The organism is Tenacibaculum sp. SZ-18 (genome assembly GCF_002813915.1).
Classification (GTDB): Bacteria; Bacteroidota; Bacteroidia; order Flavobacteriales; family Flavobacteriaceae; genus Polaribacter.
The window spans coordinates 345,842-358,088 of sequence record NZ_CP019335.1 but is presented as its reverse complement, the minus strand read 5'-3'; the positions used below and the strand labels follow the sequence as shown (position 1 = coordinate 358,088).

The window sequence follows — 12,247 nt, the reverse complement described above, 5'->3', positions numbered from 1 at the left end:
TGTATTATTAAAATATGATCTTCACTTTTGCTTCTGTTATACTATCAAACGGTATTTCTTGAACTTTTTCTACCGTGTGTTTTCCTTTGCCAATTGGTTTAGGCTCTCTTACCTTCCAAGTTAGCACAATATTTTCTTCCTGAATTTCAATCAGTGTACCTTCAAACTCGCTTTCTCCAGTTTTCACGTTAAGAATTCGGTTTAAATTTTTATTATACTGACGTTTTACTTTTAACGAATCCGATATATCAGGAGAAGTAACCTCTAAAGAAAAGTCTTCTTCTTCCCTATCTAAATTATGCTCAATATTTCTACTAATTCGAATGATTTCACTAAGTGGAACTCCTGAATCTCCATCAACAATTACTTTAATCTTACTATTGGCAGTAAATTTTAAATCAATAAGAAATAATGACGGATTTTCATCCAGTGCTTCCTGTAATAATGCTCTTACTTTATCTTGATTCATTTTAGGTATAAAAAGAGGGGACTTTTGTCCCCTGCACACATCTTATTTAAGAAATTCCGTGCAAATATAAGAACTAATTCTGTATAATACAAACTATCTATTCTTATGAAAATGATATTCAAGACACTAAAAAATTAAAAAACAAAAAAGCTTCTAACAAATTGTTAGAAGCTCTGTTGGCCCACTAGGACTCGAACCTAGAATAACGGCACCAAAAACCGGTGTGTTACCATTACACCATGGGCCAAAATAGTGGGTGCAAATATAATACAAACTTACAAATTACAAAAACAAAATTTATTTTTTTGCAAAAACCACCGAATTGGACCGTTATTCTGCTATCAGCGTACCTGTGTAAACTGTGCCCTCACCATCGACTACCATGTATTTGAAAACTCCCTTTTTATTGGAAGCCAAGTTAAATAATACTTCTTTTCTATTAGTGTTTTGTGTTTCTATATTATCATTAAAAATAGTTCTACCTAAAATATCATAAACCATTAATGAAATAACGTCAGTACTTTTTGGTAACCTTATAGTTGTTTGCCCTCTAAAAGGATTTGGATAATTAACAACTTTATCTCCATCATCAATTGCAACATCGTCAACCGACAACACTGAACTATTTGCCCTAAAGGCGACATTATTAATATCAACCTCAAAGGCTACGTCATTTATATAATCTCCTATTACTGAGAAGACAATCGTTTTAACATCATTGATACCAACCTTGTTGCCGTTTCCATCGACAAAATCATTTAAGGAAATTTGGTATTCGGTTAAATCTTCACTAGCTGAAATCACATATCTCATTCTATTATTCCAATCCGATAAACTTTCATTCATCAAAACGATTTCAATTTGGTGGGTAGATTTCATCTCAAAAGAGAGATAATTATAATCAGAAACGTCAAGAGTTTGATCACCTGGCAGGATATGTCTAAATATATTCATTGTACCTAAAACCTGGCCGTTAACATATAAGTTTCTATTAATTTCATGAACTTCTTCTTCTTCAAAAATCTCATCGTTTGAAATATCTAATACACTTATTGATGCATCCGAACTTAAATAATCTAAACCCCAAGGACCATCTGCCAAATACAGTCCATCTGTTGCTGCAGATGTTGCTGTAGAAAGTGAAAATCCAACATCAAATAACACGCCCGTATTCACAACAAGATTCTCATTCCATTCTCCTGATAAAGTAATAGTCTCTGTCATATTTGTTATTTCAGAAATTTCTGTAGCTTGTATATTACCATTAAATAATGCCTCCGTGGCTTCCTCTTTATTAATAATATCTAAATACAGTTTTCCGTTTGAATAATTACCTGAGCTAACAAAAACTGACGGAATTGCATTATTTTCCCCATTACTGACAAGAGATTTCTCATTTGAAAATGCATCTAAAATATAATTTACATTAGAAAAAACCTGAGAATATGTGCTCCCCCATACTTGGAAGTTGTAATAATTACCTGGCGGGTATTGCTCTATATTCCAATAGCTATGTAATTCATTTTGAGCGTCTCCCAACTTGATCGAAAACCCTACTGTATATTCAACTAAACCATTGGCTCTCCTGATTTTAGAACTAACTAGTCGGTGACCTCTTGAAGTAATTAACCTAATATCCTCAATAGTTGAATTATTCAATCGATCACATATTGCTTTGGAGTGATCGTAAACAGCACCCTCAGTTTTTGTAGCCAAAATCGCCGATACTCTATTATTACCACTGTAATAGTCAGCAGCAAATACTTCAATAGCATTAGTAATACCTAATAAATCATCGGGACTTGAAATCGAAGCTGTTTCAACACCATACATACCCGTTTCAGGTAAATAATTAGCAATTGAACTTAACCCCTTGTTTTGAATTAGTTGTTTGTCGAATCTTTCTTGGAATTCTTTCAAATTTTTAAATGTCCTGTTTTTACTTCTTTGTAAATTTCTTTTCGCAATTAATCCAGCCAAATCTCCGTTACTCTCCAATCCACCATCATAAGAAGAAGTAACATCACTACTAAGACTCACGTCAGCAACATTATTAGTAGTAATTGCTTCATAAGGGGAAGCAGTTATGTAAAACACAGCATCATTAAAATCATTATCACAGCTATTCAAATCTCTCCTAATATCTTCAAACCCTAAAATCACCCTTTCATTTTCTGGATCTGACAATAAAACATTATGATGCCTTAGTTCTGGATCTGATTCTGGATTAAAGTCTGGATCGGAAAACACAGTCCAATGACCAAAACCTACCTGTTGTTGTGATGCACTCCAAGCATTTGCTAATAAAACCCAACCAATGCCAGTATTAGCTGGGAAGGAACCTATATTAACTTTATCACCAACTTGTAAGCCACCGCCGCTTCCCAATGCGGACGCATTAGGGAAAATTATTGTAATATCCTCTTCTCCAGGGGCAGTTGTTGGTGGATTACTTAAATCATAAGTATAAAAACCAAGTACATTTCGGTAACCTGCTCCTTCTGCAATGAAAGTAACATATACGTCTGCTGCTTGAGATAATTCAATATTTGTATCATATCCCGCAGTAATATACTGAGGGTTGAAATCTGGAACTGGATAAGACTCCGGTATAGCATTGCTAATCATTTCCAATGTTTCGACTGAAACTGAATCACCAGGAACTTCCAAATAATCAGGAGTCCCATTCGATGAATATGTACCTAAATAATTATAATTTTGAGCAACAATGACTTGCGATAAAAAAACGATGAGGAGTAATATTTTTTTCATGGTATCTAGTTTTTGTATCCTAAATTTAACTCCATCCTTATTAAAAAAATACGTTTTCAGCTGAACGGTAGCAAAGTGATGCCTAAATAAAAAAAAGTAATGAACAACAAAAAATAGAATATAAAAAAAAGCTCCAGTTTTTAAACTGAAGCTTTTTACGTTGGCCTACTAGGACTCGAACCTAGAATAACGGCACCAAAAACCGGTGTGTTACCATTACACCATAGGCCAATTGCGGGTGCAAAAATATAACTTTTTTATAAAATACAAAACATTTTTCTGTTTATTGTTTTTTAACAATAATTTAGTTCGGTTGTGAATTTATAAAATCAGATAACAGTTACTTTTGTTAACAGTCTAAAAAAAAGATTGGTTTAAATTAAGAATAAAATATAGTACATTCGCATTGATTTTTTAACACTATTATGAAAGACTTTAACTACAAAAAGTGGAACGTTATTTTAGGATGGGCAGCATTTTTCATTGCTTTAATTACTTATACATTAACTCTTGAACCTACAGTGAGTTCTTGGGATTGTGGTGAATATATTTCTACTGCTGTGAATTTAGAAGTGGGTCATCCTCCTGGAGCCCCTTTATTTCAAATGCTTGGTGCATTTTTTGCAATGTTCACAAACGACCCAAGTAATTGGGCTTATATGGTGAATTTTATGTCTGGGTTAGCAAGTGCTTTTACTATTTTGTTTATGTTCTGGACTATCACGAATTTAGCTAAAAAAATTGCTCATAAAAATGACGTATTTTCTACCAGTGAAAAAATCGCAGTATTAGGCAGTGGGCTGGTAGGATCCTTAGCATACACATTTTCTGATAGTTTTTGGTTTAGTGCAGTGGAAGGTGAAGTTTATGCTATGTCATCTTTTTTAATGGCAATACTTTTTTGGCTGGCCTTAAAATGGGAAAGTGAAATTTATACTTCAAGAGGTAACAAATGGTTATTAATTATCAGTTTTGTTGTTGGATTGTCTTTTGGTGTACACATTCTTTCTTTATTGGTAATCCCTTCAATTGTTATGATTTATTTCTTTAAAACCTATAAAGATATTACAATCAAAACTACGACAATAGCTACAATAATTTCTATTTTAGTATTGGCCTTTGTCTTTAAATTCTTATTTCCATTTACTTTAAAATTCTTCAGTGTTTCTGAACTTTTCTTTATAAACTCAATTGGGTTACCTTACAACTCAGGAACTATAATTGCTGGAATTGCATTGATTGCTCTATTTTATTTCGGTCTTAATTATACACGTAAGAAAAAACAAGTGTTTGCTAATACCATAATTTTATCTCTTTTGTTCATAATGATCGGATTTTCGACGTGGTTAATGCTACCAATTCGAGCAAATGCAGATACTATCATAAATGAAAATAATCCTTCAAGTGCACGTGAGTTGTTAGCATACTATAATCGTGAACAATATGGTGATGCAAATGTATTTTATGATAAGTATTATTCGTTTTCTTACAAGAGAGAATATGAAAAACAAAAAGACGAGTATGGAAATATTGTAGATGTGTATGTTGATGACAAACCTAAATACGAGAAGATTAATGGACGATATGAAATCGTTAATAAATATAAAAATGTAATTCCTGAGTATTCGAGTAAGCATAAAGGGTTTATCCCGCGTATGGTGGACCCTGGTGCAGAACAATTTTATAAACAAATCGCTGGGATCCCTCAACGAAGCATGCGTAAACCAACATTTATAGAAAACCTGAGGTTTATGATTAATTTCCAATTTGGATACATGTATGGAAGGTATTTTATGTGGAATTTTGTTGGAAGGCAAAATGACATTCAGGGACATTTAGATAATAACGGAAATTGGTTAAGTGGAATTAAAATCATAGATGAAGCCAGATTGGGGTCTCAAGAAAAACTACCTGATAGTGTAAAAAACAATAAAGGAAGAAACACCTACTTCTTTTTTCCACTAATATTAGGAATTATCGGACTCTTATATCACATAAAGGAAGATAAGAAAAACTGGTATACATTAGCCTTATTCTTTGCTTTTACTGGTTTTGCAATTATCTTTTACACCAATCCTAAACCTTTCGAACCAAGAGAGCGAGATTATGCAGTTGTTGGATCATTCTATGTATTTGCCATCTGGGTAGGTTTCGGCGTATTAGCTTTATATGATAGCCTAAAAGGATTTATGGATAAGAAAATGGTTGCATTAGGTGTTTCCATATTCTCTTTATTAGCTGTACCAGCTTTAATGGGATTCCAAAACTGGGATGATCATGATAGAGGTGATCGTTATTTAGCTCAACTTAATGCTCAGACTTATTTAGAGAGTTGTGATCCAAATGCTATTTTATTTACCATTGGTGATAACGACACATTTCCTTTATGGTATATGCAACAAATAGAAGGTGTTCGTAGAGATATAAAAATTGTTAATACAAGTTTATTCGCTACTGACTGGTATATTGATCAAATGAAAAAGAAAACTTATGATGCAGATCCAATTCCTTCAAAGTTAAAACATCATCAGTATAAATATGGAACACTCGATGTTGCTTATCATATGCCGCACCCTCAACTAAAAGACTCAGTTATTTCTTTGAGTACTTTTATGAAATGGATTGCGAGTAGTAATGACGCCACTTATTATGAAACTGAAAATGGTTTAAAAGAAAAAGTATACCCAACAAATAGAATTAGAATTCCAGTAAACAAAGAAAACGCTTTAAAATATGGAATTGTAGCTGCTAAAGATGCTGACAAAATGGTCGATTATATTGATATCACCATAGACGATGCCATAGCAAAAAACAGAATTTTAATGTTAGATATTCTGGATAATTTCGATTGGAAAAGACCAATATACTTTACTGGAGGAGCAAATGCTTCAGAAGAATACATCTGGTTAAAGGATTACTTGCAACTAGATGGTATGGCCTTTAAACTAGTTCCTATTAAAACTCCAATTGCTAACAAATCAATGTTTGATATGGGACGTATTGACCCAGAGAAAATGTATGATAATATTAAGAAATGGGAATGGAAAACTATCAACAATGGAGAAATTTACTTAGATGAACAAGCCAAAAGAAACGCTATTTCTATCAGAAATAACTTAATGCGTTTATCTGAGGAATTTTTAATTAAAGGAGATACAGCTACAGCCAAAGAAGTATTGGATCTTTCCTTACATAAAATGCCTATTCCTGACTTTGACCACTATAGTATTTCTCTAGGGTATCCTGAATTATATTATAGAATTGGAGATAAAGATAAAGCTCGAGAAACTACAGAAATTTTAATTAATCTTTTCCAACAAGAATTGGAACATTATAGCACTTACAACAACATTGATTATATCTTCGATAATTTAGACACTAACCTATATATGTATAGGAATATCATTAGCCAAGTGTCTAGATTTGACAAAGACAAAGAATATGTGGAAAGTCTTGAAAATGGATTCTTTGAAAAATTAAGACTATTTAAAGATCTCTTACCAGAACCAGAAGATGAATCTGGAATACCAGAAGAAATTTTGGATTCAATAAAACCATAATAAAATAAAAAACGCTGCTAATTGGCAGCGTTTTTTATTCTCCTTTATTTTCACTTGAAATAATTCAAGAAAACATTTATACTTAAAATAACCATTCTTATAACTCATTTTTAAAGCCTTGTTACATTTTTCCACCAGCAGAGTATAACTGATGGTAAATTTGGTTGTAACCTTAAATCAAATTAAAATGAAACTACGTATATATCCTTCAATAGGAATTGCAAGACTTGGAAATGGTCCAACAAACAAGAAAGACGTTGTGTTTACACCAGAAGTTCCATGGGCAAACTTATATGAAGAAAACTTAGAATTTCATACCAACGACGGCGCATTAAAAAAGCAGGCTCAACGTTTTTATATTTATGAGTGCGATGATAATGGTAAACCTATTCGTAAAATTGATCCATCTTCTTGTACTATAGAATGGACAGTAGAAGTAGCAAATAAAAAACCGTTCTGGTATGATTTTAATAACAGTTTAGATTTATCAGTAAATACTGACAATCACAATTTGAGTCCTAATTTTTTCACGAAAAACATTGCTCCAGGAATTAGTACATCACGAAGAAATCCAAATGTTTTAAACGAACAATTAATAAATAATAAGGATTACGATTATAGACAAGAATTAGTAAATAGTCCTAGCCCTACCAAGATTAACTCAACAAATACTTCACCTGTAAAATTAGGTGGTAAATTTCCATTTCCGTTAAAAGGTGAAACTGAAAGTAAAATTGCAGCTGCAATGAATTTAAATGCAAAAGATGTAAATTTAGGCGCAGTTGAATATGATGAAGGAAGCCTTATATTTTATCCTGGAGACGGAATTTCTGCTGCTTTAATCGCATCAGACTTAAACACTGATTTTGCCGACAACTCGAATTGGTACGACGATATATGTGATGGAAGAATCACAGCTAAAGTAACAATGAATGGAAATACGTATGAATTGAATGATGCTGACTCAGCTGCCTGGGTTGCTACTGCTCCACCAGATTATGCTCCGCAAATTCAACCTTTATCAACAATGTATGATCTTATTTGTGGTATAGCAAATGAAGATTTCACCACAGACTTTAGTTTGATTTTCCCTGTATTATATCGTTTACATAGAATGCAATGGGTAAATTTAAGTGATTTCTTAGCCCCTTCTTTCAGAGAAACTATAGACGAACTAACACCAGAAGAATTTAAAGCTCTTTATAGTAACTCAAAAGCGGCTCAACCAGTAAGAAATAAAATTTTTAACTTATTTAGAGATCCATTATACAACTATACAAATGAACCGATAATACCTAGTAAAAGTAAAACTGACATTACTAATATTGGTAGCGGTACACAGGAGCTAAAATATCCTTTTTATCCAGGAGATGGAATTAATTATCCTGGTAGTCCTGCGCAATGGTTTGCTATACCCCCAGTTTTATATCATGAATTAAAAAAATGGAGAGATGGTAATTTCAGCTCATTAGAAGGTGATTTTACTAATATGGATGAATTAGGAAAACATTATCAAAATCAATATCTCGAAGCTGCACAAGATCCAGCTAAATCTGCTTTATTGATGACAAGAGCTGTATTGGAAACTCTTTATGGAGGTGGATTTCACCCTGGAGTCGAATTAACTTGGCCAATGCGACATGCTCAAATGTATGCTGAAAACTCGTTAGCATACGCTGATATCACTCCTGGAAATTCATTCTTTGGATTAAGAGAAATTCGAGTTGCTGCCGCTACAAAAGAGGAAAAAGAAAAGATTTTTTATAATGATTTTGGATTTCAAATGAATTCAGATGATGTAAAAGCCTCTATGAATGATGGAGATGCTAAAAGTTGGCTATGGAAAAGTACACCAGGAGATTTAACCAAATGGATGGGAATTCCTTGGCAATCTGATGCCGGAAGTTGTCAAAAAGTATTTTTAGACAGTCAATACCCAATTCCAGCTTGGTGGGCAGCAAACCTACCAGTTGATGTATTAACTGAAGAAAGTTTAGTAGCCATGAGAAATACTGAATTAAAGTCGGATACTATTCAATACGTTTATGCAAACAGACTTCCTTGGTTAATGACAACAGATACTGGATATGTAGGATATCATGCAGAAGGAGGATACATGAATGGCTTGATAAACATGGTTTACAAATGGAAGAACGTAGGAGTTGTAGCAGGAAGAAAATCTAACGTCAGCGGTATTCCTGAATTAGTATATGTTGCTGCAGAAAGTAAAAACGTAAAAAATAAAACATCAATATTTATAGGGAAGGCTATCTCTGGAAAGCCTGTAACATTAAATCCTCCTAGTACCTTTTTTACAAACACTAGAGAGATGGTTTGGATTCCAGACAATGCTACAATCGTACTAGCTTCTAACTTAGACGGTACCGGAGAAGTTTTTGTTGATGATGTTTTCGAAATGAAAGTAAATGGTGAATCAGTTTTTAAACACGATTTTAGTAATAATTGTAGTGGTAAAATAACACCTCAAGGACCAATAGATATAACTTCTAATCTACAAAACGTAGTTAATTCTTTTGTAACCATTGAAGTAAATTATATTGATAAATGTGGAGGATATGAGTCTTCTTCAGAATTTTATTTAGTGATAAAATAGAAATATGGGTCCTGAGACATTACATACCGATACACTAATTGTAGGAAACGGAGTTTCAGGACTCATTTTACATTATGTATTGCAACGAAAAGGAATTAATAGCATCCTGTTATCAAAAAGCAAAAATCAACAAAACTTACCACTAGCGGAGACTTTGCCACCTAGTACTTTGGAATTGTTAGAAGAGATTAAACTACTTCGCTTGTTCGAATCAAAGGCTAAGAAAACATATGGTTACCAATCAAAATGGGTTGGTACAAATATTATTGATGAATCTTTCTTTTTGAAAAGTAAATTCGGATATGGGTTAAAAATTGACAAGAAAAAAGTTAGTCAATCTTTAAAAGAACAATGCAATCAAATCATTGAAATTAATGAAGTCAATATTGATTCTAGAACGAAATGGAGTAGTAATATATTCGTAAAGAATAATGAGAATAAAAGTTTAAACATTCATACGTCATTACTAATTGATGCCACTGGAAGAAAAAGGTACATATTGAAACAAGCAAAGATTAAAGAAATATCATACGATGATACTTTAGCATTTCTATGTTATGTTCCAAAAACAGGACCTAATTTAAAGTATGGTTTTTTAACTGAAGTTTTTTCGAAAAATTCTTGGGGAACAGTTTCGGACCTTAACGAAACAACAAGAATTATATCACTATATACTTCAAAAGAAAACAAACAAATTTCTCTATTCAAGCAATATAATCAATGGAAAAACCTATTACATAAGACAGATGTTTTAAAGCATTGTATTCCAAAACAAGGAAACTTTAAAGTGTATGGAAGACAAGCGAACTCATCGATTCCAGAAAAAATAACACATAATAATATACTCAGTATTGGAGACGCTGCTTTAGCTTTTGATCCGATTGCATCACATGGAGTTTCTAATGCAATATATACGGCAAAAGAAGCTGCATATTCTATTGAAAACTATTTAGCTAATGATCATAGGAGTTTAGTAAACTACGAGCAAAAATTATATTCAATTTTCAATGAATACATTTCACAAAAAGAGAAACTTTACGAAATGAACTTTCATAAGTTAACAAAATAAAAAAGGCTGCCAATTGGTAGCCTTTTTATTAAAAATATATTTTTTTTAGTATAGTTCGGAGCTTAAACGTATTGTTGCACTAAACCAATCAAAGTATTTGCATCTTGCTCTCCTGTCTTTCTCCACATCATTTCTCCTTTTTTATAAATCATAAAAGTAGGATTTCCTTTTACTCTAAGTGCATCAGCTAAAATTTCATTCTTTTTAATATCAATCTTAATAACCTTTGCCTTATCTCCTAAAGCCGCAGCAACATCTCTTAATGTTTCTACACTGTTTTCAGCATCATCCCAATCAAAGTAAAAATCGATTAATACGGGGATATCGATGTTAATGATTTCGCCAAACTTTGTCATTTTTTTAATATTTTATTTAAAAAACATGGGTAAATTACTATTTTTTTATTAAGCATCAACGATTATACTTAGAAAAAACCTCAAAATCAAGCTTTTTTCAACTCTATAACAGTAATTTCCGGCCAAATTCCAACTCGACCCGGAAAAGCGTGATAACCAAAGCCTCTATTAACATTTATATATCGACCAAATTCTTTATATAAACCAGCCCATTGTTTATAAACATATTGGGAAGGGCTCCATCTAAAAAAACCAGGAATTTCTATACCAAATTGAAGTCCATGTGTATGACCACTTAACGTAAGGTGATAATTAAAATTGTTATCCTTAACTTTCAAATCCCAATGCGTAGGATCATGAGTCATCAATATTTTAAAATCTTCTTTATTTATTCCTTTAGAAGCCTTTTCCAAATCTCCTTCTTTTTTAAATCCTCTTCCCCAATTCTCAACACCAACTAAAGCAATTTTTTGACCATCTTTTTCAACATATCGATGCTCATTCAACAAAAGTTCAAAACCAATTTTTGGATGAATACCCTTTACTGCATCAAAGTTTGCTTTTTTATCTGCCTCTGTTTCCCATTGAGAATAATCTCCATAATCATGATTTCCTAAAATAGAATATTTTCCCATAGGAGCTTTCAAAGTACTGAACATATCTATCCAAGGATCCATCTCCCTAGCGAAATTATTTACAATATCACCAGTAAATAAAATCATATCTGAATTCTGTTCGTTAATTAAATCAACACCGTATTGAATCTTTTCTTTATTGTCGAAACTTCCAGAATGAATATCTGTTATTTGAGTGATTGTAAATCCATCAAAAGCTTCTGGTAAATCTTCAAAGGCCAATTGATATTTTAAAACTTTATAATTGAATTTCCCTTTAAATATTCCATATAACATGCTCGCAAAAGGAATTGCCGCTAAACCTAACGCTATTTGAGAAACGAACTTTCTTCTACCTGCAACTGATTGTGTAGTTTCCGATGAAAAGAATGAGATTCCTTTTTTAATATAACGAAACACATCTTCACCAAACATTACAATTAAAATAAATAATTTAGGCAATAATGCTAGTAACATGAAACCAGCTGCCCATTGAAACTGTCTAGTCTGACCCGAAGTCCTATCAGACGAAACCATGACATAGAAAAAATTAAAATATGCCAATAGTCCAAAAGCAAGCCAACCATACTTTATTAATTTATTTTTGGTTAATGTTTTAATTGCTTGGAATGCATATAACTCTAGAACAATTACTAGAGTAAGAGTAATAAAAACAGGGATTACCCAACGTGGCATGATTTTATGTTTAATTTAACCGAGCAAAGATACAGCTATCTTGTAATATGTTATATACTTCTAAAACCCCGAATATGATAAATAAGTGTTAATAAAA

At 32.4% G+C, this 12,247-nt stretch carries 7 protein-coding genes and 2 tRNA genes; 3 read left to right on the top strand and 6 right to left on the bottom strand.

What is annotated here, in order from left to right; all coding sequences use genetic code 11:
* Window positions 1-7: 7 nt before the first annotated feature.
* The 4 genes from rimP to BTO06_RS01630 all read right to left on the bottom strand — a co-directional run bounded on the left by rimP (window position 8) and on the right by BTO06_RS01630 (window position 3,472).
* On the bottom strand, window positions 8-469 hold the full coding sequence (rimP, locus tag BTO06_RS01645) for a ribosome assembly cofactor RimP (protein WP_100923654.1): 462 nt from the start codon (window positions 467-469) through the stop codon (window positions 8-10).
* A gap of 176 nt (window positions 470-645) precedes the next feature.
* Window positions 646-716 (bottom strand) — tRNA-Gln (locus BTO06_RS01640).
* A gap of 83 nt (window positions 717-799) precedes the next feature.
* A complete protein-coding gene (locus tag BTO06_RS01635) occupies window positions 800-3,241 on the bottom strand; it encodes a DUF4114 domain-containing protein (RefSeq protein WP_100923653.1) in 2,442 nt (813 codons plus the stop codon).
* A gap of 160 nt (window positions 3,242-3,401) precedes the next feature.
* Window positions 3,402-3,472, bottom strand: a tRNA-Gln gene (locus BTO06_RS01630).
* Window positions 3,473-3,666: 194 nt separating this feature from the next.
* Here BTO06_RS01630 and BTO06_RS01625 point away from each other — a divergent pair.
* From BTO06_RS01625 to BTO06_RS01615, 3 genes are all read left to right on the top strand, one after another.
* A complete protein-coding gene (locus tag BTO06_RS01625; RefSeq protein ID WP_100923652.1) occupies window positions 3,667-6,801 on the top strand; it encodes a glycosyltransferase family 117 protein in 3,135 nt (1,044 codons plus the stop codon).
* Window positions 6,802-6,988: 187 nt separating this feature from the next.
* Window positions 6,989-9,415 (top strand): LodA/GoxA family CTQ-dependent oxidase, encoded by a 2,427-nt coding sequence (locus tag BTO06_RS01620; RefSeq protein WP_157811704.1) that lies wholly within the window; start codon window positions 6,989-6,991, stop codon window positions 9,413-9,415.
* 4 nt (window positions 9,416-9,419) lie between these two features.
* Window positions 9,420-10,484 carry an NAD(P)/FAD-dependent oxidoreductase gene (locus BTO06_RS01615; RefSeq protein WP_100923650.1) on the top strand — a complete coding sequence of 355 codons (1,065 nt, stop codon included), beginning with the start codon at window positions 9,420-9,422 and terminating at the stop codon, window positions 10,482-10,484.
* 62 nt (window positions 10,485-10,546) lie between these two features.
* Here BTO06_RS01615 and BTO06_RS01610 read toward each other — a convergent pair whose 3' ends face one another.
* Complete coding sequence (locus BTO06_RS01610; protein WP_100923649.1) at window positions 10,547-10,840, bottom strand: thioredoxin family protein; 294 nt, start codon at window positions 10,838-10,840, stop codon at window positions 10,547-10,549.
* Between the two features lie 86 nt (window positions 10,841-10,926).
* Window positions 10,927-12,150, bottom strand: coding sequence for a metallophosphoesterase (locus tag BTO06_RS01605; RefSeq protein ID WP_100923648.1), 1,224 nt, complete (start codon window positions 12,148-12,150; stop codon window positions 10,927-10,929).
* Between the last annotated feature and the right edge of the window lie 97 nt (window positions 12,151-12,247).

Coding starts and splice junctions, on each gene's coding strand:
- rimP (WP_100923654.1), bottom strand. CDS start 469: ATGAATCAAGATAAAGTAAGAGCATTATTACAGGAAGCACTGGATGAA.
- BTO06_RS01635 (WP_100923653.1), bottom strand. CDS start 3,241: ATGAAAAAAATATTACTCCTCATCGTTTTTTTATCGCAAGTCATTGTT.
- BTO06_RS01625 (WP_100923652.1), top strand. CDS start 3,667: ATGAAAGACTTTAACTACAAAAAGTGGAACGTTATTTTAGGATGGGCA.
- BTO06_RS01620 (WP_157811704.1), top strand. CDS start 6,989: ATGAAACTACGTATATATCCTTCAATAGGAATTGCAAGACTTGGAAAT.
- BTO06_RS01615 (WP_100923650.1), top strand. CDS start 9,420: ATGGGTCCTGAGACATTACATACCGATACACTAATTGTAGGAAACGGA.
- BTO06_RS01610 (WP_100923649.1), bottom strand. CDS start 10,840: ATGACAAAGTTTGGCGAAATCATTAACATCGATATCCCCGTATTAATC.
- BTO06_RS01605 (WP_100923648.1), bottom strand. CDS start 12,150: ATGCCACGTTGGGTAATCCCTGTTTTTATTACTCTTACTCTAGTAATT.